The following is a 25,873-nucleotide window of genomic DNA, read 5'->3' on the forward strand; positions in this document are numbered from 1 at the left end:
CCCTTATCTCAACGCTTGTTGTTTATTCCAAGACAGCCACTTTTGAAGTTGCAACATGCCTCTATCGAGCATCAATCCAATAAAGCCGATTGTGATGACTGCGACCATAATACGACCCAATGATGCCGAGCTGCCGTTCTGGAATTCATCCCAAACGAACTTGCCTAACCCAGGGTTCTGCGCGAGCATCTCTGCTGCAATCAATACCATCCAAGCGATACCTAAAGAGAGACGTAAACCGGTGAAGATCATTGGAATGGCAGAAGGTAAAACGATGGTACGAATGTGCTGCCACCACGAAAGTTGGAGCACTTTGCTCACGTTGATTAAGTCTTTATCAACGCTCGTTACACCCACAGCGGTATTAATCAGCGTCGGCCATAAGCTACACAGCGCCACAGTGATCAGAGAGTTAATGAACGACTTAGCAAACATCGGGTCATCACTCACGTAAGTGGCACTCACCACCATGGTAACGATAGGCAGCCAAGCTAAAGGTGATACGGGCTTGAGCAGTTGAATGATTGGGTTGAACGCTTGATACAGCCCTTGATTCAGACCAAGCACGATGCCAAGTGGAATCGCAATGACAGTCGCCAACAGAAAGCCGGCAGTTACAGTCACTAGGCTTGTTATGATTTGGTCGAAGAACGTCGGCTTACCTGTGTAAGGACGAATCTTCACTTCCGCATCTGGATTTTTGGCTAATTTTGCAGCATTGCGTTTTTCCTGACGTTCGATAAACGCTTGTTCCTTTTCTCGCTCTTGCCAATGGTCATCGACAAGGTTGTTGAACTGCTGAAAAGTTTGCACAGGCCCCGGTAGCGTACCTAATGAGGTTTGCACTTCTCTCGCTGCTAAGTGCCACATTGCCAAAAAGATCAGCAAACCAATGACGGGCAAAAGTACCAACCGACTTCGGTTCACTACCTGCTTAGCAGGAAAAAGGGAAATGACATTACTAGACATACTCACTCCTAAGAAATTTACATCCTTGTTGCCACAAGCGAATCCCCTCGCCTGTGGCGTTTATCGTTATGGTTAAACCTTGTCTTTTCCTTTAAGCCCGATAGAGAACTTCTCTAGATATTTATTTGGCTCGCGACCGTCATAAACGATGTTGTCAATAAAGTGTGTTTGTGGCGCACGGAAACCATCTTCAGCACTAAAATCTGGGAAGTCTTTTTTGCTCAACACACCATCTTCAACCAGTGCTTGAGCCGCTTGTTGGTAAATGTCCGGTCGGTAAACCTCTTTTGCCACATCCATGTACCAATCATCGGATTTCTCGCTTGAGATCTGTCCCCAGCGACGCATTTGGGTCAGGTACCAAATCGCATCGCTGTAATACGGATAAGTGGCGTTATGACGGAAGAACACGTTGAAGTCTGGCACGTCTCGTTTGTCGCCTTTCTCGTATTCAAATGTGCCCGTCATCGAGTTAGCAATAACTTCGGCATCGGCTCCAACGTATTCGCTTTTTGATAGCATCTTCACTGCTTCTTGGCGGTTGGCATTGTCGTTTTCATCCAACCAATGTGCCGCTCGAATCAAGGCTTTCACTACGCGAATGTGCGTGTTTGGATACTTCTCAGCCCAAGCTTTGGAAACACCAAACACTTTCTCTGGGTTGTTCTTCCAGATCTCGTAATCGGTCACGACTGGCGTACCAATACCTTTGAATACGGCTTGTTGGTTCCATGGTTCGCCTACGCAGTACCCTTTGATCGTGCCCGCTTCCATTGTTGCTGGCATTTGTGGTGGCGGTGTAACACTCAAAAGAACGTCAGCATCCAACTGGCCACTGTTATCGCCTGAGTCTGGTGCGTAAAAACCTGGATGAATCCCACCTGCCGCTAACCAGTATCGCAACTCATAGTTGTGCGTCGATACAGGGAACACCATCCCCATGTTGAACGATTTGCCTTTATCCAGATAGCTGTCGACCACAGGCTTCAGTGCATCCGCTTTGATTGGGTGAACTGGCTTGCCATCTGGTTGCTTTGGAATGTATTGCTTCATCTGCTCCCAAGTATCATTGGAAACCGTGATTGCGTTGCCGTTCAAATCCATACTGAACGCGGTAATCACTTCTGCTTTTGTGCCGACACCAATCGTTGCGCCCAATGGCTGACCAGCAAGCATGTGCGCGCCAGCAAGCTCACCGTCGATGACTCGGTCTAATAGCACCTTCCAGTTTGCTTGTGCTTCTAAAGTGACGTACAAGCCTTCGTCTTCAAAAAAGCCTTTCTCATAAGCAACCGCCAGCGGTGCCATATCGGTTAACTTAATAAAACCAAACTTCAGGTCTTCAATTTCTGGCTCACCCAACTCTGCCTTTACGCTGACCGTGGTGAATACCGATAACGAAATTGCTGACACTTTCAGCATCGAACTCCATTTCATTGGTTTGCTCCCATAAAAAAAGCGCCACTACTCCGAAGAGCAGTAGCGCCGTTGCTAAGTCTACAATTACCGCCGTTGATAATTGAGATAAGCGATTCAACAATAAACCCAATTCTACTAATCCAATTACTGTGCCAACTTATTTTTCACTTTAAATACAATAAATTAGCGTATCTTGCTGTTTGTTATTCCCCGTTATTGCTTGCTGATAGTGCAACACGCACCACGTTAGAAAACGCACCCTAACCCCAAAGTGGTAGAACAACTAATCCAACACTTCCAAAGTTGTTATCAAATTCTTGGCAACTTGTGCGAGCGTTTGGCTGGATTGCATAGCTGAATTTCTAAGCGCTTTGTAAGCCTGTTCTTCATCAACGCTGTGCATCTTCATCAGCAGACCTTTGGCTTTTTCCACCAGCTTGCGCTCTTCAATCTTGTGGGTCAGCGATGCAATTTCCGATTGCATACTTTCGAATTTCGCTCTCACTAATGTCGCATGTTCAATCCAAGGCTGAAGCTCAAACTCACTATCGTGCGGCATGAGCACATAGTCCATTTTTTCTGATAAACGATTGATATCATTGGATGATAATTGCTTTAAGACAATAAGAAGTGGTGCCGATTTTCTGCGGCAGAAATCGACGATCAAACGCAGTTCCGCGGTTGGTTGCTGCCATCCAACCACAACGCTTGCCGACGGTTCTCGTTGCATTAACGTTTCTAGTTGTGCCAATTGGCAGCCGATGATGTTGTCGTAATCTTTGCTCAATAAGCCGGACAATCGAGCCTGCTCTTGGAGGCTATCACAGCATACTATGATGGGTGTTTTTGACGTTGATTGAGTCATGCACATTCCTTGTTTATATCTCACTCACTAAGAGAGACATAACAAGGAATGTGCCAATTAAAGTTGAAGCGTTTTAACTAGAGGCGAGATGTTCTTTGAAGAAACCTAGTGTGCGTTCCCACGCGAGCGCCGCTTCTTCTGGTGCGTAGCGAGCCGTTGAGTCGTTATGGAAGCCATGGTTGACGTTTTCATACATTAACGCCTGATATTGCGCATCGTTCGCGATCAATTGCTGCTCATAGGCAGGCCATGTGTCGTTGACGCGCTTATCGAGCCCTGCGAAGTGAATCATCAACGGCCCTTTGACCTGCTTTTGAATCTCTTGCGCCGCCGGTGTTCCGTAGAAAGGCACACCTGCATCCAGCTCTTCTGGCATTACCGCTGCAAGCATATTAACGATGTATCCACCGAAACAGAACCCAACAGCGCCTAATTTACCGTTCCCACCCTCGTAGTGTTTAATGAAATTAGCAGCAGCAATAAAATCTTGTTCGATCTTGGCTCTGTCCATCTCTTTCTGCATGGCGCGACCTTCATCATCGTTCCCCGGATAGCCACCGAGTGGATAAAGCGCGTCAGGAGCGAAAGCAATAAAGCCGTCTTTCGCGAGTCGTCTGGCGACATCTTTGATGTATGGGTTTAGACCCCGATTTTCATGAATCACCAACACTGTCGGCGATTTTAAGGTCTTCTTTTGTGGCACAACCAAATAGCCGCGACCTTCTCCATGTCCATTGGGCGAAGCAAAGGTTTCATAGGTTGCTTTGATCTCAGGATCATTAAAGGAAACTTGCTCTGCGAGTGCATAATTTGGAGTCAGAGCATCAACCAGGGCCGTCATACTAAAACCTAAAACAGCGAGGCCACCAAGACGGTTGAGAAACTCTCGACGAGAGATTTTGCCATGTGCGTATTCGTCATACCAATCGAAAGCTTCTTGTGGAATGGGATGTGACGCCTTGTTGTTAGAATTTGAGTGCTTTAGAACCATTATCCTTGTCCTCATTTCTTATCGAAAAGTAAACTCATCAGGCCTCACTGATGTTTGCCCCAATCAGCTGTGAGACACTTCAAGTGATAAATACATCACTGACAAGCTTACACAAACAATAGATAAAGGATTCCGATCCAACAACGTTTCGCGGTTAGCTCGTCACAGGATTAACTGCCACAACAATAGTTTTCCCAATAAGTAAACGCATGTTCAAAGGCGTGTTCCCTATCGTGCACTTGAGCAAAGAGTACAACTGTCATCGTTGCCAAAACCGTATTCGCCATTTGATTCATGTCGTCTTCTGACGTCCCAAATGGGCAATTCGCAGGCATTGGCACCTCAGACAGCATTTGCTCCGTCCAGTAGTGCGATGTCACGCCGCTTGTTTGGCTTAACCATACGGTTTGGCTTACTTTCGGGTTGTATTCTGACTCACCCGATTGTCCTTTGAAGGACACAACAGCATGAGCGGTTTGACCAATCTCGTATTCGACTTCAGCATGAAGTTGTTGGAATCCAGGATGGAAGCTACCACGAATACCAACCGTCGCCTGCCCCGGATTCAATGCTCGAACCACAGTATTAATCGGCGTTCTAAGCCCATAACGATTCTTCCAACCGATCATGGTTTCTGCTTGAGGAGCGAACGCACTGAGCGGCAGATACACGATGTTTTGTGTGTCTAAGACACGTTTTGCGTCTTCGGCTGATTCCGCTTTCTTGATAGCAAACTTGTCGAGGTAATCTTCAGCATGCAAACGACCAGATTGACGGTCGTGATAACCATGCATCAGCACTTTATGGCCATTATCGGCGAGGATCTTCGCTGCCAACAGGTGCCAAGGTTGACCTGCCGCTTCACGTTTACCTGCATAACATGGCCAGTCGATGTCTGCACCAATAGCAGGCATGCGGGATTGGAATGCTTTCACAAAGCCGGCGATTTCTTGTTGAGTCTCGTTCTGTACACGAATCAGCATCAATAACATTGCCATCTGATCGTCATCGCACTCACCGTTTAGGTATTCATCCATAACTCGAAACGCTTGGTCAAAGTTCAGTGGTTTTCTACCACGTTCGCCACGACCGACTGTTCTAATACATTCCAAAATGCTGCTCATATTCCCTCGTATTTCGTCACTGACTGTACTGTTTCTATTAGTTGTTCGCGCAGTTTGACAACTTCTCCCATCACAATCAATGCTGGACTCACGCCTTTAAGTGTAATCGATAAATCATTGAGCTGATTGAGTTGTGTAACGTGCACTCGTTGTTGAGGGCTGCAACCATGAGTGATGATCGCGACAGGGAAATCTTCTCTCAAACCGGAGCCTAATAAACCCGTTTGTATTTGCGATGACTTTTCTAGCCCCATATAGAAGACTAACGTTTGTCCGCTTTGCATCAGTTGGCTCCAAGCCTCAAATGCGCCTGTTACCACTTGCCCTGTCACAAAGGTAACGCTGCGAGCAACGCCACGATGAGTCAGCGGAATCAAGCTGTTTGCGGAACACCCAATCGCAGCAGTAATACCGGGGATGACTTCGTAAGCGATTGAGTGTTTGACGAGTGCTAACGCCTCTTCGCCTCCACGGCCAAATACAAAAGGATCTCCCCCTTTTAAGCGTACAACTCGCTTTCCTTGTTGAGCGAGCGACACCATCAAATCACAGATTTCTTCCTGACCAATACTGGGTTGTCCGCATCGTTTGCCCACGTAAATCCAATCGGCTTGTGGCGAAGCCAACTCCAAAATATCTTTGTTAACCAAACGGTCGTACAACAGAACCTCTGCCGACATAATCGCTTTCACTGCCTTTACGGTTAACAAGTCTGGATCGTGCGGCCCAGCTCCGACAATCGAGACAAAACCTTCCTGGTTCGCGTCTAGGTTTACTGAATGGTCTTCTAAAAGTTGGTTCAGTTTGCTTGCTTGGTCATGCTTAGAAAAGCGAGACGAGCGTTCTTGATTCTGACTCGCTTGTCCTTTCTTAAACCAAGACTTTTGATAAGGCGCTTCCATGTGCTTATCCTCTTTATGACTTACTTTATTTGAATCGCCAGACTTTGCTGGTTCGCTTGCTGTTTGCCCTTTTGATGCTGATGGCTGTCGACCATTTGTTTGATTTGAGAAACGCACGAGCCACAGTTAGTGCCGCATTTGAGTTTGTTTTGAAGTTGAGTCAGTGAAGTGCAGTCTTGCTTCTCCATCGCGTCATGTATTTGTTTATCAGTAACACGGAAACAACTACAAACCAGTTTGGCACTGCTTTGCGATTGAGTGATGGTAAGCAGTTGCGATAGCTCCATTGGCTTGCCAATCAAGCCGGTAACGTTGGTGTAGTCGGTTTGAATCGGTTCATTAGACACCACTAAAACAGAGCGAATGATACGAACGTCTCCAACAAGGTCGTAATCCACCGCTAGCCAACCTTGGGCAATATCTATCGTAATCCTGCGGCTCTTTTCCGTTCGACAAAAACTCTGCTTCTTTGGTCGCTTATCGTGTGCAAAGCGCCAAATGCCCAAATTGCTTTCTGCTTGAAATGCGCTGTAGAGAATCTTGCCGGAATCAAACTGTGTACCGATGAACATACCGTAGGTTTTGACCGCTGCGTCTTGCACTTCAACATAAGATGACTTAAACGCAGGCTGCCCAGAAATAGGGTCTTTTGCGCTGTTTACTATCGCGTTAACACTGCTTTCGCCGCCATATCGACCTGCCCAGTGCATTGACATAAACAGCTCCTGAAAACCCAAACCTTCATCAATGGCAACTTTGGCATAAATACCGGTGTTTGAAGTAGGCTGAAACAGCTTGGCGAGTTGTCCTGCTTTTAAGCGATTTTGAGTGGCAGAGAGTGTGTTCATGTACACGGTTGGCTCTAACTCAGAGGCGGCAAGGTGTGCGATATGCCCTGTGCGCGTCATGGTATGCCATTGGTCGCGTTGCCTGCCCGTATTGAGCCACCAGCCTTTTGTTCTTTCTAAACGCGTTGGAGATTCACTGGTCACGACAAAACGCGCTTTACCATCTGGGTGCGAATAGACGCCATCAGCAAAAGGGCGCTCTCCTCCCCATTGTGTCGGCACCCACTCTTCGTATTCTTGCTCGGCTAAGTTGGCGTATTGAGAAAGATCTAGCTTCAATGGCGAATTGGCATTCATGCCTGTCATCGCAGCATATTCCATGAATACCGCCCGCTCACAAGTAAATGCAAAACCATTTTGTGATTTTTCCAATGCACACAGAGCTTGTCCAACTTGGCTTATCGCCCACCAATCTGATTTTGCTTCACCCGGAGGCGCTTGAAACTGGCGCTGCCTTGAAAGTCGACGCTCAGAGTTGGTGACCATGCCTTGCTTCTCACCCCAACCAGCGGCGGGCAGCAACAGATCCGCGTAATGCGCTACATCCGAATCCGCTGTGATATCGGAAACAATCACAAACGGACAGATCTCTAGTGCACGTTTTATCAATTGGTTATCTGGCAAAGAGACAACAGGATTGGTTGCCATGATCCACAGAACTTTAATCTCACCACGTTCTACCGCCTCAAACAGTTCAACGGCTTTTAAACCGGGCTGAGTGGCAATCTCTGGTGAATCCCAAAACGTCTGCACTTGCTTGATAGACTCTGCGTCAAAAGCGCGATGAATCGCTAATTGGTTAGCCAATCCACCGACTTCTCGCCCACCCATTGCATTCGGTTGACCTGTAATAGAAAACGGCCCGCAACCTGACTTGGCAATTTTGCCTGACGCCAAATGTGCATTAATAATGGCATTGCCTTTATCGACACCATTTTCGGCTTGGTTAACTCCTTGGCAAAACAGAGTGATTGCGGTTGGGCTTTGCGCAAACCAATGGAAGAATGTCGTGAGTTTTTCTTCTGAAATACCGATGGAAGACGTTAGATTAGTGACATCGTAACGCAAGTCAGAGACTTCTTCTTTAAGTGTATCAAACCCGTCGGTATAGGAATTTATGTATTCAGAATCAATGCATTGCTGCTCAATAAGAAACTTAAGCAGCCCATTAAAAAGTGATACATCTCCATCGTTTTTAATCGGTAGATGCAAATCCGCTTGCTGCGCGGTGACCGTTTCCCGAGGGTCAATGACCACCAGCTTGAGATTAGGATTCTTCTCTCTCGCTTGTTGAATACGTCGGAATAAAACAGGATGCGTCCAAGCGGTATTAGCACCGCAAATGATCAATAGCTCAGTCTTATCAATATCGTCGTAATTGACGGGAACGACATCTTCACCAAATGCTCGTACATGAGCCGCAACCGCCGAAGACATACACAAACGGGAGTTCGTATCGATGTTTGCGCTGCCAACATAGCCTTTCATGAGTTTGTTGGCGACGTAATAGTCTTCCGTCAACAACTGACCAGAAACATACATAGCGACGGAATCCGGTCCAAACTCCGCTTTCGCTTGATGAATCTTCTCTGCAATCAGATCCGTGGCTTGTTGCCATTGCACTTCTTGCCCTTGAGGTCGCTGCTTGGTGACAAGCTTTGGATACAGCAAGCGCGAAGGCATATTCAAACTCTCTGCCAACGCGACGCCCTTTACGCACAGTGAGCCCGCATTTGCAGGATGACACGCATCCCCAACGATTCCTTTCGCATTGACCTCGACACCACATCCAACACCACAATAGGGACAAGTGGTTTTTTTGCATCCTTGCGACATAACACCTCCAGTGTGATTCAGCCCAACTTACTAGCAAAAAAAAGCCTCTCCCGAATCGAGAGAGGCAGCAATGCCTTTAACGCTGTTAGTACATTTTCAAAAAGTAATACCCTATACCGCTCTCGCCTGCTATTAAGAGCGGCGCATCGAGTTATCGATGAACGTTTATGTAAAGCAAGTGAGGTGCCAAGATTAAAAACCCTTACCATACAAATGGTTAGCTTAAAACCAATTATAGCAACGTAATGCTACGCACTGATTGTGTGCAAATTTCGGTCATTATCGTGCAGTATTACTTTACTAATTCCATAACTAACCTGGATTCTTCGTCACCAAAATAATGCGCTTCTTCTTCTAACGTTTTAAAGCCAAGGGAGAGGTATAAAGACAATGCAGGTTGGTTCTTAGGATCGACAGTCAATTTCACGCTTGAGCCTAACGTCAACGGCGCAATAACGTTTTCTAGGAGGGAACGCGCAATACCTTTACCTCTATGTTGAATATCGACGGCCAATGACATGATCCAATATTGATGTGCATTTGTGCTAGTCGTTAGCAATATATACCCTGCGACCTGCTCTCCCTCTTTTGCTACCAGTAAACTCTCTCCCCAACAATCAAAAGCTTGCCGAAAGAAAAATTGAGGATAGGCGTGTTCTCCAAATAAAGTATTTTCGATCTTATATATGGCAAATAAGTCCTCTTTTTGCGCAGACAAGATGTCCATTCAATGACTCCTTCTTTAACATGAATGGCAGCAGTATACCTAAATCTCATCTAAATGACGGGACACAAACATCTCAATTAAGTGCTTAAGAAATGTAATATTCTTCCTGAAAATTAGGCCTAACTCACTTAGAACATACATCCGTGATTAAGTTTTAACCGCAAAATCAAAAACCACACAAGATGAAAATTTCAACACATACAACCATTAAACGCATTAAATTTAAGAACTTTATTCTGGTTTATTGAAAAATTCATAGTTGGATAATTTACAACCACCCCAAATTCACAGCATTATTCACCAAGCTTCTCGTGTGATAATAAACACTAAAACCTTTACCATTTTCAGCATTATTATTTTTATAAAAGCGAGTTTTAAAGTGAAAGAATCTCGAAATGCCTTAAATCCTAGTGAAATAAACACAACCACAGCTTGGTCAAAACATGATACACATTGGGTTCTTAGCCTATTTGGAACAGCCGTTGGCGCAGGCATCCTGTTTCTGCCAATTAACCTTGGGATTGGTGGTTTTTGGCCTTTAGTCGCGATGGCAGTACTTGCTTTTCCAATGACCTATCTTGCGCACCGTGGCTTAGCTCGTTTTGTACTATCTTCTAAGATCAAAAACGCAGACTTCACTGATGTAGTGGAAGAGCACTTCGGCGCAAAAGCAGGCCGTTCTATTTCACTGCTGTATTTTCTTTCGATCTTCCCGATCCTGTTGATATATGGTGTTGGAATAACAAACACAGTAGATAGCTTCATGGTAAATCAGGCTGATATGGCTTCTTTACCTAGACCTTTGCTTTCTGGCGTACTAGTGTTTGCACTAATTGCTATTATGATGGCGGGTGAAAAAGTAATGCTACGGGCCTTTGCCATTATGGTGTTCCCACTTGTTGCCATTCTTGCCTTTCTATCATTTTACTTAATACCGAACTGGACCATGCCTGTCATGGATGTGCCAGAAGCGTCAGCTTTTGCTAGCACTATGTGGTTAGCAGTTCCTGTAGTGATTTTCTCGTTTAGTCACGCAGCTGCAATTTCAAGCTTTGCAAATGTACAACGTCGCCATTACGGTAAGCAGGCAGATGCCAAATCCGAAGTTATTCTTCGTCGCACTAGCATCATGCTGATTGCCTTTGTTCTTATTTTTGTATTTTCCTGTGTGCTAACACTGTCACCTGAACAATTGGCTCAAGCAAAAGAACAAAACGTATCCGTATTGTCTTACTTAGCGAACGCAACCGATAATCCATTTATTGCAACACTTGGTCCTTTAGTAGCGTTTGTCGCTATCACTTCATCTTTCCTTGGGCATTTTTTAGGTGCGCGTGAAAGCTTAAATGGTTTAATTAACAAGCATTTTAACCTACCTGAGAAGCGTGTTGATCGTATCAGCGTGGCAGCACTGTTCTTCTCAATCTGGGCGGCCGCGATCATGAACCCAAGTATTCTTGGTATGATGGAAGCATTGTCAGGGCCTGTTATTGCAATGATCTTATTTATTATGCCAATGTTAGCGGTGTATAAAATCGAGGCGATGAAACAATATCGAGGAAATGTCTCTACTTACTTTGTTCTAGCAGCAGGCATTGTGGCGGTAAGTGCATTGATTTTTAGCTTCTTCAGCTAATAACTAAAGACTAGCTTGGATTTTCAGGGGAATACCTTACACAAGGTTAAGGTGATTCCCTGAATTTTCTTACTCTTTAAAAGGTAATCATCGTTACCCTTGACTCTTAAATAAGAGCGAAAACACCCGCAATCATAAGTACTGAAGCGATGCAGGTACGGCCGATAATGCCGAAGTGCGAAGGTTGAATCATTTCATTATGCATAGTTAATCTCCTATTTATTATAAAAGCCATTTTTTATTGGCTTAATAACACTATGTCTAATATCCAGTTTTTTAACAACCCATACAAACATTAAATATTTATGACAGAAACGTAATTTTTTACACTTCGCCCTGATTTTGAGCGATGAATCCGCGGCTTAAATCATTAGATTGAGTCCACCGAATATGCTCGCCTACCTGTCATCGTTACCTTATCTATACCATCGCCTAATCATTGCATAAGTTTTCAATAGATTTTGTTTTATAAATCATAATATTATAGAGATCCTTCTCGTATCTCACTCCCAAAACACTTTGCCACTGGGAATCCATCCGCACTTAACCAACAAGAAATGGTAGACTTAACTGGTATTCGGTTAAGAGATCACATTTTATTAATACGCTCATGCACTTCTCAATTAAAAAACTGGCTTGCGCACTTTGTACTGCACTTGGACTTTTCTTGCATCCCACCAACGTACTGGCGAGTACCGAAAAGCAAGCTTATCTGGAAGAACACATTTCAGCAGAAAGCAAGCCCATGTTAAAACTCTACTTTCGCTCGATGGGTAAGCCGCGATCAATTCAAAAAGATGAGTTAAATGCGCCACAGAATGCATCAGCGGAGTCTCTTGCTCTGTATTACTTTGCACGAAAGTACCTTAAGCGTTACGAAGGCGTTCCATTACCGAAAGATATGCCCGATTTAATCGAATTCGGTAAAAAGCACCATTTGGAATGGGTCGTCGCTGAAGCACAGCTCAATAAGGCTGTAACAATGATTGAGCAAGACGATAACTGGAACGCAGAATTGTTACTCCATGACGTTGTTTCTACAGCCCGTGATCTTGGTTATCTAGCATTAGAAGGCCGTGCTTACCGCTGGTTAGGCAATCTAGAAGTATCTCGAAATCAACTACGCAGTGGCCTAAAATATTATCGCAATGCCTATGAGTTATTAGAAAAAACAGTATTTGAAATACAAGTCGCGATGACACTGAACAACATTGGGACGGTCTACATCGACGCATCAGATTGGGCTCGGGCCAACAGTTACCTAACGCAAGCTCTCGACACTTACCTAGAGAGCGAATATCAATACGATAATAGCTTTTTTATGGGGGTTATCTACGCAAACCTTAGCATCGTTCACTCGAGCCTCGGAGATAACAAAAAAGCGGAATATTATTTCAATGAAGCCATTCGACTTTCAATGCAAACGGGGTCTGACACAGTCAAGCACCACTCTTTATCCAGCTTTTCACAAATGTTGAGCTCGGTAGGAAAAATTGATGATGCATTAATGGTCGCACAACGTTGCGTAGACCTGCCCATTCCAAAAAATCTAGAAATGCTAAAAACGTCTTGTTACGAGGCATTTGCAGAGGCTTACCTCGCAAACAAACAATACGATAAAGCTATTACAACAGCGCTTAACGTTCTAGAACAAACCAAGTCAACCAGTGAATTAGAGCTGCGGCAGCGTATTGATATGCTTTCGGTACTGGTAAACGCTCATCAAATTCTTAATGACTATGAAGCCGCTTTTCATTATTTAACCCAATTAAGAGAGCTGGAGGCTGAGTTTTCTCATCATATTCATGGTGAAGAGATGATTAACATTAAGTTTGATCTCGAAGCTAAGTTAGCCCAGAAAGAACTCAAATTGCTAGAAACAAAAAATGCGCTACAAGCGTCTGAACTGCGTTCGCAGCGCTATCGAGAAATGTTCTACTTTATCGCTATTACGGCAATTGGTGTCGTTGGTTTTCGTTACGTACTGCGCGTTAGACGTATTAATAAAGCACTCACTCAAGAAAATACTACCGATCCGTTAACTCAACTGCATAACCGTCGCTATCTTCACATTTGGCTGGACAAAATGGCTCGTAGAAGCCCAGATAGAACATTTGCCTTAGCAGTTTTAGATGTTGATCATTTTAAAACCTTTAATGATCAATATGGACACGATATTGGCGATAAAATGCTGACTCATATTGCCACGCTATTTAATGAATCCACTCGCTCTGGTGACCTACTCATTCGTTGGGGTGGAGAAGAGTTTGTCCTATTATTCGAAGTACAGCGAGCTGAAGATTGCGCTAAGTTTTTGGAGCGATTGAGATATACTGTTGAAAACACGCCATTGGTGGTTGACTCTAAACCATTAAACGCGACAATTTCCCTTGGAGCAGTGGACAAACTGTCGGCACAAATAATTAAACAAGAATGGGATCAATGGTTTTTCTTGGCAGACCAAGCTTTGTATGATGCGAAGCAAGCTGGTAGAAACCAGTTCGTCATTCATCCTACATCATAAAAAAGCACACATGAAAAAAAATCTAATCATTATTACTTTTGCGCCTCTATTTCTTATGGCGTGTAGTAATCAGCAAGCATCTCAACTGGGAATGCGCAGCAGCAGTGTCAACGTATATGCCCAGCAAATGAGTAACACTCAACTATGTGAAACTCTCTACTACAACCGTGCAACTAACCAAACCAAAGTGGCGATTGGTGCTGAGTTCAATCGACGTGGATTAAACAAAAAGTGGTGTGATAAAGAATTCGATAAGTTGTACATTAAAAAGTGGATTGATAACGTGCTGCCTAAGAAAAAAGCCGAACCCAAGAAACCAATCGCAACTATTCAACCCGCTTCAACTAAATAACCCACCATCTTGAAGCAGACGGTACACTCGTATTTTCTGCTTTTCATTTTTCATGCATGTTCGATGCGACATATAAAAACCTCATGGTTTCAGTAAATTAACAAAGACTTATGTTGTCCATCGAACTTTTAATGTAAACAAGTTGTAAATGGTTTTCGTCCTTATTCTTTGTCGTTAGCTTTGTTTGTTCCTGTTAGCGGAATATGAAACAGGAACTAAAAAATTCCAAACAAAGACATGAGGTCAAAAATGGAAATACGCATTAATCGCCTATTTGCTGCTATGTTGGCAGTAGGCATTGCACCTGCCGTCTCGGCGTTTGATCCACTCTATTCTGAACAATGGCACTTAGACAACACGGGGCAAACTGCGTTTGCGGCTAATCCTGCTGTTGCTGGGAACGACTTAAACACTAGGCTCACTCAGGCAATGGGGATTGCAGGTGTTGGTGTGAAAGTTGCCGTCATTGATTCTGGAGTTCAGATCGATCACCCCGACCTTGCAGGTAATATAGTTACAGGTAGCAGAAACTTCGTCGAAGACTCTTCATTCCCACCAAGTTATCCGGTTGATACTAATGGTCATGGCACTGCTGTAGCCGGTTTGATTAGCGCCGTCGGCAACAACGGTGAAGGCGGACGCGGTGTCGCTTCTCACTCTTCCCTCATCGGTTTTAACTGGTTAGCCAACCAGACATTAGAAGGCTGGTTAATCTCCCATGGCATGGACCCAGCAACACGCGATGTTCGCGTATTTAACCAAAGTTACGGTTTCAGCCCTATAAACCCGATTACTTTTGATGAAAGCGACCCTCAACTAAAACTTGAAATGGACGTGATGAAAAACGTCAGCGAGAGTAACGCCTGGGGTCGAGGTGCTGTATTTGTAAAGTCAGCAGGTAATGGTTACCGCTATTTCAATACAGGGCGATTCTTCGTATTGCCAAGTAACTTCTTTGCTGGTGGAGACAATCAAGGCTTACCGATGCACAACTCTGCTCAGTCTTATGATAACGCCAATTACTTCAATTTAGTCACTAGTGCACTACGAGCGGATGGTACGCGAGCGAGTTACTCATCGGTGGGGTCGAACGTGTGGGTTGCAGCACCAGCAGGTGAATATGGGCAAGATTTCCCTGCTATGGTCACCACTGATTTAATGGGTTGTGAAGAAGGGCAAAATACCAGTGATGGCCTTGGCATTAATGGGTTACACGGCGGAACGGAGCTCGATCCGAACTGCAACTATACCAGTACGATGAATGGAACCTCATCGGCTGCGCCGAACACATCGGGTGCCATCGCGGCAATCATGTCAACCAACCACGCACTTTCTGCTCGTGATGTACGTGCTTTACTAGCGGAGACAGCAAAAGTAACGGATAAAGCGCATCCAGGCGTACAGCTTGAATTTACTAACCATAATGGTGAACAGGTTAGCTACGAGGCAATTGCCCCTTGGCAGAAAAACGCAGCAGGCGTAGATTTCCATACTTTTTATGGCTTCGGCGCTGTAGATTTAGATGAAGCGATGCAACGTGCTCGCATGACGAATCGTGTTTTGCCAACTCAAGTCATTACGCCATGGGTTAATAACGCTACAGAAGTAAGTGTACCCGATGCAAGTCTAGTTGGTGGTTCTTCAAGTATCGCCATTGCCGATGAGCTGACAGTAGAATCCGTTCAAGTGACATTGACACTGGACCACGCTCGTCTGCCCGACTTAGCTATCGAGCTCATTTCGCCATCAGGGACTCGTTCCGTTTTGCAAACACCGCGCAATGGTCTTGTTGGTCAATCTCTTGATTCATCGATTACTGGCTACAAAGATCAATTAATGTTGTCTAACCAATTTTATGGCGAAGATGCAAAAGGCGAATGGACGTTGCGAGCAATAGATACGAACGGCGATGAAGTCTATTCTTACATTGCATATTTCAACTCTTCCACCATCTATGACGTTCCAATGGCAAACAACGCTCAGCCCGGTGTTATTAAGAACTGGTCGATGCGCATATTTGGACACTAAGGAGTCAATAACATGAAATACAAATCATTTTCTATGCTGGCTCTCGTTATCATGACGTCGAGTGTATACGCTGAGCAACAGCTCTCTCAACAGCCTGCACCAGAACTGTTTGTGCCATCAGAAGCGGTTGAGATTAATGGCCAAGATTATCGAAAAGTGCAAACTGGCACTATTAGAACCCTATCTGAAGACGTAAAACTTCAAGCGGGTGATGAGGTGTTTAAGAATGCGTTTAGTAACGTATCCAAAGCCACTGGACTGGTTTATATCACCGTAAACAATCCTAACGAAGCGAAAGCAGTCGCCAAAGAGTTAAAATTAGAAGTTATCTTCGCAGAGGGGGAATCAGCGGTGTTAAAAGCATCTCAAGATCAAGATCTGCTAAGTATTAGCGACTACCTAAACGCAGACAGCCGGGTAAAAGCGTCTAAAATTGAACTAAACAGCGGTAAATACCGTGCACAATAATTCTCTAACAAGAGAAGTTGGCCTGTAAAACCATGCCTCAGCGATTGCTGAGGCATTTTTATGGGTAGGAACAGATAGGCTATTATTCTTTAATAACATTTCGCATAACCAGTATGATACCTAAACACCCTACTCGCCTGCGCCTGTCATTTCTTAAACAAAATAATTTCCGTTCTTAGCTCTTCTTCCGTGGTTTCCTTCGGGCTATTCAGATAGCGTTCGATTCCTAAAGGACTGGTTTTGACTTTCATATCACTCTGACGAACCAAGTTCATCGCTAAAGCCCATGCATTTCCCAAAAACTGATATTCACCTCGGTGTTCAACGACAAATGTTTCACTCTCAGGAATGGTACCGGTAACCGCCCCTTGAGGCGCTGGTACTGAGTTATGAAGAGGAAAGCAAGTGATAAACTCGAATGTACCTTTCTGCATATCCATCGACTGGTAATAACAAAACAATTCACCATTCACGGATAGGGTTTCGTCACTAATTAACTGTTCTAGTTGCTGAACATGCTTCTCAATTACCGAACCTAATTCCTGCAAGCTAGCCACACCCTTGATCCCAATGTAATGAATTTGAGGCAACGTTCGGTTACCTATTTCGACTAAGTCTGAATGCACTCTTCCGGTTTCAAGCTTACTTTTGAGCATGCGTAACCCACGTTGATAATCCATCTCTATCATCGACTTAAACATACTTTTCAGAAAGAACAGATACCAAGGGACGCGAGATTGCATTTGCCATTCGACTAAACAGCCATTTTGTGACGGCGTCACGATTAGAGTCACCTTTCCATGGCTCTTGATTGGGCGAAAGAAATGTAGCTCCATATCTAATCGATGCTCTTGAGTACTTTCCAGTACAATCGCGCCAGTCCCAATACGCTGACCATTCCATTGATAACCAGCTCCAACGTGGCCCTGATTATCACTGAATGTCAGCTCGCAGCTTGGTTCAAGAATGATCCATGGTGACCAGCTGGGCCAGTTATTGAAGTTCTTGAGATAGCCAATAATTTCACTTTGATTCTTATTAATTTCAATACTTCGGCTGACCTGATAAGAGAGCATAACGGTTCCTCGAGTTTCCGCTTCACTAACTTCAGTCTAATTCAAATTCCAGTTTTTTCTTGTTTGACTACGGGTTAGATGCGTACGACAAGAAAAATCCAGAGCGTTAATTCTCACTTGAATCAATACGCGCAAAGCTAAGAGCAGAACTCCACTTTTGCACTAAATCGAACACCATCATCGTCCAGTACTAACGCCCACCCCATCCGTTCACATATTCGTTGTACGATAACAAGCCCACAACCATAACCAGCGTTGTACGTCTCGTTGCCATCGTGACGGTTTAGGATCTTAAGCGCATGACCTTTCAACTCAATTTCAATATCTCCCACACTATAGCTAAAGGCGTTTTTAATCAGATTGTTGATAACAATGGTCACAAAACTCTCTGGTGCCTTCACTACACCACTATGTTGTTCGTGCAAAGCGTAGTTCGAATCTTGCTTGGCAAATAAAGGAGCCAGCTCTTCCAGTTGTTTTTGTAAACAAGTAAGAAGCTGATGCTCTCCGTAATGTTGAGGCTCTATTTTCTCTTTACCAAGTAAGAGAAACGCTTCTGTCAGTACACGCATCTCGTCACAAGCTGACTGCATCCTCGTGATGGCTTTTTGCGCAACTCGAGGTTGATCAGGAAGACGCGTCAGAATGTCTGTTGAGCCTTTAATCACCATGATTGGCGTTCTCAACTCATGCGATGCAAAACGGCTAAATTCTTGCTCTCGTTTGAAATAGCCCGCGATATCGTTCTTATTATCCAGCAAAGTCTGCTCTATCTGGCGTGTTTCGCTGAACTTAGTTTCAACTTGGAAAGCGGGTTGATCCGGTGACATTTGGCTAATTTTGTCTTCAATTTGCGCTAATGGCCGAGACAATATTCGCACCATGTAAATGCCATACCCAACCATGACAAATGAAAACAAACCACCGAGCAGCAGCGTAAACTGATGCAGCGAGCTTTCGTATTCGTCCAAGTAATCATCTGAGTCATCTTGAAATACAATGTACATAAGCCCCTTCCCTGAGGGGTGGTTCAATACAACAAAGTGTTTGTCTTCTTCACCAAGCAGGTATTCGTAAAAACCAGGTGAAGTAAAAGAGAGCAACCAATCGGGTGTCGGTGCTTCACTCCAATATGAGTTGAATTCCAATACGTTTGGCAATGGCGCATCCCAGCCCTGTTTCTCGAAATTCTCACTATAAAGCGCAGCTTCAGTATCTAGCCAGTGATGTAAACTCAGCACTTCCAGTTTGTTTTCTGCCACATAAATCAGCGACCAAAAAAGAGTAAACATCACAAACGTCATGACCCCAAAACCCCAACGGATCTTGCGATAAATGCTTGGATATTCGTTATGCTTTAAGTCGGTAACCTTGTCCATGAATAGTCTCTAATCGTGATTCTTCAAAACCTTTGTCTAGCGCGGTTCTTAAACCGTAAATATGGCTACGAAGTGCATCACTTCCGGGTGGTTCGTCTCCCCACACACTATCGATCACTTCTGTGCGCGTGACCGCTGCTGGAGCACGTTGGAGGAGCAATTTTAAAATTTTAGTTTGAATTCGACTCAGCTTAATTTCTTTGTCTTTTCTCGTTACTTTTCCTGTCCGCGCATCTAAACAAATATCTGCAAATTTGAGCGTTCCGATATCTTGTCTTGGACCACGATTAGCCAAAGCATGAACACGCAAACTGAGCTCTTCCATCGCAAATGGCTTCATTAAATAATCATCTCCCCCCGCTTTAAAAGCCGCGATTTTGTCCTCTAGCGTATCTTTTGCCGTTAGGAAGAGAATTGGCGTTCCACATAACTTATCTTGTCGAAGCTTCTGTACCGTACTGATGCCATCGAGCTTCGGCATCATGATATCCATGATGATTACATCGTAATGATTTTCCTCGATTAACTTAATCGCAGCCTCTCCATGAAACGCACAATCGATAATCATGCCTTCTAGCTCAAGATAGTCTGCAATCGTCTCCGAGACGTTATGGTTGTCATCTACAATTAAAATTTTCATAAAATCACATTTCTTCACGATCTCTTCACGATATGCCCAATAAGATACAGGCAATTTCCTAAACTCGCTCGTAAATTGAGGTTAATACAATGAAAAAACTCGCTCTTATTTCTGTAGTAGGTTTGGCATTGTCTGGTTGTGGTGGTTCAGGTGGTGGCAGCAATAGCGATAGCACATCAACTCAACCAGCAGTGAAACCAAGTGTAGCGATTGGCTCTGTTGAAGCGGTCAACGCTGAAGAAAGCACGTTAACCGTCAATGGACATACGTATCGTGTGTCTGAGGTGGTTTATGACGACACACAAGTGCAACTGGCCGATGTAAAACCAAAAATGGTGGTTCGCGTGGGGTCAGATATTCGGCAAGCTTCGAATAATGGCGTCCGAGTCACACTTGAACCAACCATTACAGGACGTGTCACAGCGATTGATCATGTGAAGAAAACATTTACGGTAAACGGCGTAGATCTGCAGTTTGACGGTTTAAGTGATGATATAGAGGTCAACGACTGGGTGATGGTGTCATCATTGCCAACTGCTGATGCGGGTTATCGAGTGCTGTCTGTGGTCGAAATCGACGTAGATAACGATTACCCAGCCCTTGGAAGCTACTACGAACTGGAAGGTCGCATTACTAGTACCGATGAAAATGCTGGCACGTTTGAGCTTGGTACAAATATAACCGTATCTTACGACAACATTAGCCAACTTAGCATCGGCCAATGGGTGGAAGTAGAAGGTGAAATGCAAAACGGTATCTTCATGGCACATGAGGTACAAGTTGAAGACTACGACGATCTAAAAAATGACAGCGATGTGGAAGGTATCGTGACTTGGGTTGCCAAGGATTATAGTGAGTTCTCTCTAAACTACCGAGGAGCATTCTTCATCGATAACGCAACACGATTTGAAGACGGCAGCAAAGCGAACCTAAAACAAGGCCAAGAAGTGGAAGTAACGTCTATCATGAAAAATGGCAAACGCATCGCTACCGTTATTGAGTTTGAGCAACCAGACTTTGACGATAACAACCAATGGCAAGGTAAAGAATTTGAATGTGAAGGATACGTATCAAACTACGATGCTGAAGCAAGAACATTTGAAATCGAGCGTTGCGAAAACGACGCAGATCAATTGCTAAACAACACGACCGTTGTGATTGATGCACAAACACGCTTCCAAGGCATCGAAGAACTTAACCTAAATGGTGCTCGTGTCGAAGTCGAAGGTGTGATCATTAACGACCAAAATATTGCCCGTGAAGTGGAGTTAGACGTTTACGACAACTAATCCCTTCTACGCTTAAGAAAAAGTGTCACTTCGATGGCACTTTTTCTTTTTACCTTACTTTGCTTCCCAAGCTCAAACCAACAAATTCTCAGCCAAAACCTTTTCTCTCCGTTACACTTTACCTATGTTTCACAACATTGGTGACAACTATGAAAAAACGCAACCTCATTTTGTTAATCTTGTTTTTTGGTTCAGCCACGAGCTTAGCTAGCGTGATGGATCCTGACTGCGATGCAGAAAAGGCAGCTAAAGCCGCTGCGACAAAAGCCGTGGTTGGTGTTGGGGGGCGCTGTACGCCTAAAGAGGCACTGAAAGATACCGCAGTTGATGCAGGAAAAGACAAATTGCCAGATGAAGGGATGGCGGGTAAAGCTGTTGATGCAATGACACCGGAAAAAGAGAAGAAAACGGTGAAAGACGTAACCAAAAAGCTCAATAAAGATTGATACGCTTTCTTGTAGTTAACTTTAATAGCGAAACTCCCCCCTCCCCAAAAAAAAGAGCGCCGATTGACGCTCTTTCCGAACTTTAATAGATAACCAATTATGCGGTCTCTGCTTCACCTATCCAATGATAATGGTGGTTGGCTTTTTTCCCCACTAAACCGAGCTCTGCCAATTCTTCAAATACCTTGTCTACCTCTTCCGCAGACAGCCTAAACTGTTTAGCAACGGCTTTTTTGGTGCACGTAATTTGATGCGTTTTAAGTGCATCGCTAACTTGCTCTAACAAGGTTTTCGGTTCCTTTGGTTCTTCTGGCTCCGGCGCAGCTGGTATTTCTTGCTCTTCTTCCTCTTTTATATGAGGAAGATAACCCGCAGGCGCTGGGTCTATATCGCGAACTGTTTTCAATATCATGCCCTCATTTCTGCGATAGAAATATCGGAACCGTTGCTCTTCACCAATCAAGCCAACAAAAAATGCAGCAAAGAAGTCCAAAAGAATCGAAAGAAATACAACCAAGCCAAGCTGAGCTTGCTGAGAGGTAGTACCAAATGCGTTGGCTAGGCTATCAATCAAACCAATCACTGAGCCTTGCGTAACCGGCGGTAAACTATCACGCTCCATAGCCAAGCGTTGCTGCTCTTCACGTAAGGTTTTGTTTTGATCCTGAATGCGAGTTACACCAGTCGCGATACGCTCCATCTCGATGTATTTCTGCGCTGCCATATTGTTGAGCTCAATCTGCTTATCGATTGCCGCAATCTGACGATTAAACGCTTCCACTTTCGCCTGCTCTACCGAAATATGACTTTGTGCACTATTGGTTGCACTATTAATGCCACCAATACTACCGCCAATGGAAATCGCAGCTAAGACTAAATAAAACACGAGAGCGGTTGCTGCTCCTGTGTAGTTGCGATGGGCTCGGCGCTCACCGTATTCATACCAAGCGTAAAATTTACCCGCTTCAAAAATGATCGCTAAACCACCAAATAAGGTTTGCATCATCGGATTTTCGTCGATAGACAAAAACAGCAATAGAGAAAAAATAGTCGATGCTAAAATCGCAGCACCGGTGAATGCATATACACTCACCATGGCAAATCGACCTTTAGGGTATCGATATCCAATCTGTTGTTCGTATTTCATTTGAGAAATTTCTTAAGATTAATCGCCCCTCCGACTAAGTAGGACGGACGTTTCTGGCATGTACAAAGGAGCGCAGAATACCGTATCCTTTATTAAATTACTGTCATAATTCCGTTAATGGAAAACAAGTGAAGATTCGGTGTGCATTTTGAATCGATATCAGCCAAATCTAGCACGTAAAAACACCACCACGACACCCACTAACCGAAGCTTCAGTGGCATATAAGAGAGATTAATTCGGTATCTTCAAAAGCGACTAGGCAAGACTGACAAGTTGAATTGGAGGTTGTGAATGTCAGCCGAATCAAGACATTAAAGCGTTAAAAATAGACAATAAAACAAATAATGCACACTTGCATCACCTTTTAGTAAACTGATAATTACATTGTTTGGTTAATTTGTTAGTATCCCGCGCCGAAGAAGATAAGCACTTAATTGTATGGAAAACACTCTAATACAGCACAAACACCATCGCTTGCACGCTATTGCGGTTATTATCGCGGTGTTGTTTCAGTTGTATTTAGCGTCCACAGCCGCTCTTAACCCTACACAAGTTCACAGCACAACTTGGCTCAACAAAGTCCAAAGTGAAAAGGTTTTACTGTGTACCGCAGATGGTTTCAAATGGGTGGATATCAATACGTTGATTGAGGCTAACGCTCAATCTTCTTCTAAGCTCATCCAAGATCTTAACTTACACGACGGCTTCCAGTTTGAATGCCCGCTTCTTCAAGCTGTTCAATTCTTTCTTTTAGTTGCGATTGGGCTTTACCTGACAACCATCCATTGGCTGCGCCGAGTAAAGTATGCACTGACGACTTATCACTTTTCAAAATGCGATAAGCTCGTTTACAAACACATCGCGCCTAAGCACTCTCCGCCGAGTGTTTTTCCTGCCTAACAGGCATCTAATCATTGACAACTTTATTCAAAAATAACGATGACTCTGTTTGTTGTCCATTCAGAGAAGCTATTAATTCAAAAGGAAAAACACATGCTTAAATCATTAAAAACCGCCGCTATCGCGCTTATTGCTGTCATCGCTAGCCCACTGAGTTTAGCGCACGATTATGAAGCAGGAAAAATTCATATCGACCATCCATGGAGCCGCGAAGCGCCACCAAACGCACCTGTTATCGGTGGTTTTTTTCAATTAACCAACCACGGTGACAGTGAAGATGCATTGATCGCAGCAGAAAGCCCAATCGCAGGGCATGTCGAAATTCACACGCATAAGAAAGAAGATGGTGTGATGAAAATGATTAAGATTGACGAAGTGCGCGTTCCAGCCAATGACTCAGTGTTGTTTAAGCCAGGCAGCTTCCATTTAATGATTTTTAACCCAACACAAACTCTTAAAGAAGGCGACCGCTTCCCTATGACGTTAACATTCAAAAACGCGGGTAAAGTGGAAGTAGAAATGGCGGTTGAAAAACAAGGTCACATGGAAAAACACATGCACCATTAATGACGTAAACAAAAGTGCCCGCTGATTTAGCGGGCATTTTTATCTCAGCTTAGTCAAAATCATTATTCCGGTAGATCCTAACTCGACTCTTCAGAATAATGGTGATGAATAACGCTCGGCGAAACGGGGTCACATATCATAACAGCGTGCTCGGGCAAGAGATTCTAAATCACGCTCGTCCCTCACTATTCAGAATGACCTTGAAAGACTTAAGATCCTAAAAAGGTTCCCTACCCGCTTAAAACTCAACCTCTCGACAAAGTTCTCCAACCATCACTTGGCAAGCCTAAATGAAATCATAAGTTTGGCAACAAAGACCCACTGTTAATCGGCTTTCTTTCTACTTGAAACAAACCTCAGCCCAACGAGCTAAGCCGGCAGTTACTGAGCCAAAATAGTTTCCACTGACAACCGGAATACTTGGCAGTACGGTTTGCACCGCATCGCGCAAGATTGGCGAGCGTGCCGAACCTCCAGTCATAAAGATAGCATCGGGTTTAACTCCAGCTTGCTCTACCGCTTCTGTCACCAACGCCGTCATTTTATTCTTTGGCGACTGGATCGCTTCGATCATTTCGTCACGTTGTACATCAACTTCAATCGTTTCTGATAGTAAGTTGATGCCAGTTCGGTAAGAAGCTTGTTCTGAAAGTGCCACTTTTGCCTCTTCGGCACGGCGAACAATGTTGTAGCCTAAAGACTCATGATACACCTCTAGCAAACGAGCAAGTTTTTCTGGCTCTTGAGCCTGCTTTTGAAGCAACTTTAACGCTGATAGGTTCTCTCGCGAATAGAAGTCACTCTGCGCTTCTACATTATTGATTGCTATCGGGTTCCAGAATTGGGTAGTCGGCATCACAATGCCTGACTCCATTTTACTTCCCATGCCAAAAGGGAACATGAGCTGCTTAAATGCTAGCGCGATATCAAGATCATTCCCGCCGACACGCTGGCCACTGTGAGCTAACAAGCTTGCGGTCCTATCTGCTTTGCCGCGCCAAGACGGTCCCATTTGGATCAACGAACAGTCCGTTGTACCACCGCCAATATCGACTACTAGAATGATTTTATCTTCGCTGAGTGTCGCTTCATACTCTAGGCCCGCCGCGACAGGCTCAAACTGAAACTCCACATTTTGGAAGCCCGCACGTTTCGCTGCCCGCAACAAAATGCGTTCAGCCTGAATGTTAGCCGTTTCACCGCCACGCCCATGAAAGTTAATTGGTCTGCCGATCACAGCATCGGTAATACTTTGCTGCGCATCGCTTTCGGCTTGCGACTTAATATTGTCCATCATCGCGCAGACAAGGTCTTCGAAAAAAGCCAATTGCACATCACGCAAGCCAGATGCACCAAGAAAAGACTTCGGCGATTTCACATAATAGATATCGCGAGGATCTTCCAAATAGAGATTAAGTGCATCCTGACCAAACGCAATGTCGTCGGATTCTAAGTCAATACTTTCTTCTCGGTTTAAATTGATTGCCCGGCGTAAAACCTGCTCACCAACTTGATCTAATGGTTTAATATCTCGATGGCGAAATAAATGCTCGGATACCGATTCACGACTCGGTGCAGCAAGGGTGGAAGGAATAAAAGGGCTGTTTCCTTCTAGATTAAGCAGTACTGGCTCACCCGGTTCCATTTTAGCCACTGAACAGTTTGCAGTACCATAGTCAAAGCCGATAAACATTGTTTCTCCCACTGTCCCACTGATTAGTGGCCTTTTGACCGTTAAA

The 25,873-nt window shown here is 44.3% G+C and carries 22 protein-coding genes; 9 read left to right on the forward strand and 13 right to left on the reverse strand.

Going from position 1 to position 25,873, the window contains the following annotated elements; all coding sequences use genetic code 11:
- Window positions 1-3 precede the first annotated feature (3 nt).
- The 8 genes from R7040_RS05560 to R7040_RS05595 form a co-directional block, all read right to left on the reverse strand.
- Window positions 4-969, reverse strand: a complete 966-nt coding sequence (locus R7040_RS05560) for an ABC transporter permease (RefSeq protein ID WP_025507436.1) — start codon at window positions 967-969, stop codon at window positions 4-6.
- Between the two features lie 72 nt (window positions 970-1,041).
- Window positions 1,042-2,406 (reverse strand): CmpA/NrtA family ABC transporter substrate-binding protein, encoded by a 1,365-nt coding sequence (locus R7040_RS05565; RefSeq protein ID WP_226083051.1) that lies wholly within the window; start codon window positions 2,404-2,406, stop codon window positions 1,042-1,044.
- Window positions 2,407-2,671: 265 nt separating this feature from the next.
- The gene (locus tag R7040_RS05570) at window positions 2,672-3,253 is read right to left on the reverse strand and encodes an ANTAR domain-containing response regulator (protein ID WP_226083054.1); all 582 of its coding nucleotides are present in this window, start codon (window positions 3,251-3,253) and stop codon (window positions 2,672-2,674) included.
- 73 nt (window positions 3,254-3,326) lie between these two features.
- Window positions 3,327-4,244: a dienelactone hydrolase family protein gene (locus R7040_RS05575; RefSeq protein ID WP_048625125.1), complete on the reverse strand. Its 918-nt coding sequence runs from the start codon at window positions 4,242-4,244 to the stop codon at window positions 3,327-3,329.
- Between the two features lie 170 nt (window positions 4,245-4,414).
- A complete protein-coding gene (locus tag R7040_RS05580; RefSeq protein ID WP_226083057.1) occupies window positions 4,415-5,368 on the reverse strand; it encodes a glycosyl transferase family protein in 954 nt (317 codons plus the stop codon).
- Complete coding sequence (gene cobA, locus R7040_RS05585) at window positions 5,365-6,270, reverse strand: uroporphyrinogen-III C-methyltransferase (RefSeq protein WP_318081121.1); 906 nt, start codon at window positions 6,268-6,270, stop codon at window positions 5,365-5,367. Before cobA ends, R7040_RS05580 begins: the two co-directional genes overlap by 4 nt.
- A gap of 20 nt (window positions 6,271-6,290) precedes the next feature.
- On the reverse strand, window positions 6,291-8,954 hold the full coding sequence (locus R7040_RS05590) for a nitrate reductase (protein ID WP_258635091.1): 2,664 nt from the start codon (window positions 8,952-8,954) through the stop codon (window positions 6,291-6,293).
- 292 nt (window positions 8,955-9,246) lie between these two features.
- Window positions 9,247-9,681, reverse strand: a complete 435-nt coding sequence (locus R7040_RS05595; protein WP_318095471.1) for an N-acetyltransferase — start codon at window positions 9,679-9,681, stop codon at window positions 9,247-9,249.
- A gap of 379 nt (window positions 9,682-10,060) precedes the next feature.
- Here R7040_RS05595 and R7040_RS05600 point away from each other — a divergent pair, with 379 nt between their 5' ends.
- The 5 genes from R7040_RS05600 (at window position 10,061) to R7040_RS05620 (ending at window position 16,689) form a co-directional block, all read left to right on the forward strand.
- Window positions 10,061-11,317, forward strand: coding sequence for an aromatic amino acid transport family protein (locus R7040_RS05600; protein WP_054574325.1), 1,257 nt, complete (start codon window positions 10,061-10,063; stop codon window positions 11,315-11,317).
- 610 nt (window positions 11,318-11,927) lie between these two features.
- Window positions 11,928-13,841, forward strand: a complete 1,914-nt coding sequence (locus tag R7040_RS05605; protein WP_005387588.1) for a tetratricopeptide repeat-containing diguanylate cyclase — start codon at window positions 11,928-11,930, stop codon at window positions 13,839-13,841.
- A gap of 10 nt (window positions 13,842-13,851) precedes the next feature.
- Window positions 13,852-14,193, forward strand: coding sequence for a hypothetical protein (locus tag R7040_RS05610; RefSeq protein ID WP_025998581.1), 342 nt, complete (start codon window positions 13,852-13,854; stop codon window positions 14,191-14,193).
- A gap of 249 nt (window positions 14,194-14,442) precedes the next feature.
- Window positions 14,443-16,221 carry a S8 family peptidase gene (locus R7040_RS05615; RefSeq protein ID WP_017634214.1) on the forward strand — a complete coding sequence of 593 codons (1,779 nt, stop codon included), beginning with the start codon at window positions 14,443-14,445 and terminating at the stop codon, window positions 16,219-16,221.
- A 12-nt stretch (window positions 16,222-16,233) separates the two neighbouring features.
- Complete coding sequence (locus R7040_RS05620) at window positions 16,234-16,689, forward strand: hypothetical protein (RefSeq protein ID WP_005375850.1); 456 nt, start codon at window positions 16,234-16,236, stop codon at window positions 16,687-16,689.
- Window positions 16,690-16,835: 146 nt separating this feature from the next.
- On the opposite strand, the gene R7040_RS05625 is transcribed toward R7040_RS05620, so the two are convergent.
- From R7040_RS05625 to R7040_RS05635, 3 genes are all read right to left on the reverse strand, one after another.
- Window positions 16,836-17,765 (reverse strand): SRPBCC family protein, encoded by a 930-nt coding sequence (locus R7040_RS05625; protein WP_053307749.1) that lies wholly within the window; start codon window positions 17,763-17,765, stop codon window positions 16,836-16,838.
- A 137-nt stretch (window positions 17,766-17,902) separates the two neighbouring features.
- Complete coding sequence (locus R7040_RS05630) at window positions 17,903-19,144, reverse strand: sensor histidine kinase (RefSeq protein ID WP_017634216.1); 1,242 nt, start codon at window positions 19,142-19,144, stop codon at window positions 17,903-17,905.
- Window positions 19,116-19,784 carry a response regulator transcription factor gene (locus tag R7040_RS05635; protein WP_025998582.1) on the reverse strand — a complete coding sequence of 223 codons (669 nt, stop codon included), beginning with the start codon at window positions 19,782-19,784 and terminating at the stop codon, window positions 19,116-19,118. Before R7040_RS05635 ends, R7040_RS05630 begins: the two co-directional genes overlap by 29 nt.
- An 89-nt stretch (window positions 19,785-19,873) precedes the next feature.
- Between R7040_RS05635 and R7040_RS05640 the strand changes: the two genes are divergently transcribed.
- Together R7040_RS05640 and R7040_RS05645 are read left to right on the forward strand one after the other, a co-directional pair.
- Entirely contained in the window at window positions 19,874-21,073 is a 1,200-nt protein-coding gene (locus R7040_RS05640) for a DUF5666 domain-containing protein (RefSeq protein WP_064354651.1), read from the forward strand.
- Between the two features lie 149 nt (window positions 21,074-21,222).
- Window positions 21,223-21,519, forward strand: coding sequence for a hypothetical protein (locus R7040_RS05645; RefSeq protein WP_017634219.1), 297 nt, complete (start codon window positions 21,223-21,225; stop codon window positions 21,517-21,519).
- Between the two features lie 97 nt (window positions 21,520-21,616).
- Here the strand turns inward: R7040_RS05645 and R7040_RS05650 are convergent, their stop codons facing one another.
- On the reverse strand, window positions 21,617-22,666 hold the full coding sequence (locus tag R7040_RS05650; RefSeq protein WP_017634220.1) for a hypothetical protein: 1,050 nt from the start codon (window positions 22,664-22,666) through the stop codon (window positions 21,617-21,619).
- Between the two features lie 439 nt (window positions 22,667-23,105).
- On the opposite strand from R7040_RS05650, the gene R7040_RS05655 reads away from it, so the two are divergent.
- Together R7040_RS05655 and R7040_RS05660 are read left to right on the forward strand one after the other, a co-directional pair.
- Complete coding sequence (locus tag R7040_RS05655; protein ID WP_005388493.1) at window positions 23,106-23,567, forward strand: hypothetical protein; 462 nt, start codon at window positions 23,106-23,108, stop codon at window positions 23,565-23,567.
- 93 nt (window positions 23,568-23,660) lie between these two features.
- The gene (locus R7040_RS05660) at window positions 23,661-24,134 is read left to right on the forward strand and encodes a copper chaperone PCu(A)C (protein ID WP_005375841.1); all 474 of its coding nucleotides are present in this window, start codon (window positions 23,661-23,663) and stop codon (window positions 24,132-24,134) included.
- Between the two features lie 340 nt (window positions 24,135-24,474).
- Here the strand turns inward: R7040_RS05660 and yegD are convergent, their stop codons facing one another.
- A complete protein-coding gene (gene yegD / locus R7040_RS05665) occupies window positions 24,475-25,827 on the reverse strand; it encodes a molecular chaperone (RefSeq protein WP_064354650.1) in 1,353 nt (450 codons plus the stop codon).
- Window positions 25,828-25,873 lie beyond the last annotated feature (46 nt).

The sequence above is a fragment of the Vibrio sp. 1069 genome, from assembly GCF_033340555.1.

Excerpts from the sequence above, each read along its gene's own strand:
- R7040_RS05560 (WP_025507436.1), bottom strand. The coding sequence starts at position 969 with ATGTCTAGTAATGTCATTTCCCTTTTTCCTGCTAAGCAGGTAGTGAAC.
- R7040_RS05565 (WP_226083051.1), bottom strand. The coding sequence starts at position 2,406 with ATGAAATGGAGTTCGATGCTGAAAGTGTCAGCAATTTCGTTATCGGTA.
- R7040_RS05570 (WP_226083054.1), bottom strand. The coding sequence starts at position 3,253 with ATGACTCAATCAACGTCAAAAACACCCATCATAGTATGCTGTGATAGC.
- R7040_RS05575 (WP_048625125.1), bottom strand. The coding sequence starts at position 4,244 with ATGGTTCTAAAGCACTCAAATTCTAACAACAAGGCGTCACATCCCATT.
- R7040_RS05580 (WP_226083057.1), bottom strand. The coding sequence starts at position 5,368 with ATGAGCAGCATTTTGGAATGTATTAGAACAGTCGGTCGTGGCGAACGT.
- cobA (WP_318081121.1), bottom strand. The coding sequence starts at position 6,270 with ATGGAAGCGCCTTATCAAAAGTCTTGGTTTAAGAAAGGACAAGCGAGT.
- R7040_RS05590 (WP_258635091.1), bottom strand. The coding sequence starts at position 8,954 with ATGTCGCAAGGATGCAAAAAAACCACTTGTCCCTATTGTGGTGTTGGA.
- R7040_RS05595 (WP_318095471.1), bottom strand. The coding sequence starts at position 9,681 with ATGGACATCTTGTCTGCGCAAAAAGAGGACTTATTTGCCATATATAAG.
- R7040_RS05605 (WP_005387588.1), top strand. The coding sequence starts at position 11,928 with ATGCACTTCTCAATTAAAAAACTGGCTTGCGCACTTTGTACTGCACTT.
- R7040_RS05610 (WP_025998581.1), top strand. The coding sequence starts at position 13,852 with ATGAAAAAAAATCTAATCATTATTACTTTTGCGCCTCTATTTCTTATG.
- R7040_RS05615 (WP_017634214.1), top strand. The coding sequence starts at position 14,443 with ATGGAAATACGCATTAATCGCCTATTTGCTGCTATGTTGGCAGTAGGC.
- R7040_RS05620 (WP_005375850.1), top strand. The coding sequence starts at position 16,234 with ATGAAATACAAATCATTTTCTATGCTGGCTCTCGTTATCATGACGTCG.
- R7040_RS05625 (WP_053307749.1), bottom strand. The coding sequence starts at position 17,765 with ATGCTCTCTTATCAGGTCAGCCGAAGTATTGAAATTAATAAGAATCAA.
- R7040_RS05630 (WP_017634216.1), bottom strand. The coding sequence starts at position 19,144 with ATGGACAAGGTTACCGACTTAAAGCATAACGAATATCCAAGCATTTAT.
- R7040_RS05635 (WP_025998582.1), bottom strand. The coding sequence starts at position 19,784 with ATGAAAATTTTAATTGTAGATGACAACCATAACGTCTCGGAGACGATT.
- R7040_RS05640 (WP_064354651.1), top strand. The coding sequence starts at position 19,874 with ATGAAAAAACTCGCTCTTATTTCTGTAGTAGGTTTGGCATTGTCTGGT.
- R7040_RS05645 (WP_017634219.1), top strand. The coding sequence starts at position 21,223 with ATGAAAAAACGCAACCTCATTTTGTTAATCTTGTTTTTTGGTTCAGCC.
- R7040_RS05650 (WP_017634220.1), bottom strand. The coding sequence starts at position 22,666 with ATGAAATACGAACAACAGATTGGATATCGATACCCTAAAGGTCGATTT.
- R7040_RS05655 (WP_005388493.1), top strand. The coding sequence starts at position 23,106 with ATGGAAAACACTCTAATACAGCACAAACACCATCGCTTGCACGCTATT.
- R7040_RS05660 (WP_005375841.1), top strand. The coding sequence starts at position 23,661 with ATGCTTAAATCATTAAAAACCGCCGCTATCGCGCTTATTGCTGTCATC.
- yegD (WP_064354650.1), bottom strand. The coding sequence starts at position 25,827 with ATGTTTATCGGCTTTGACTATGGTACTGCAAACTGTTCAGTGGCTAAA.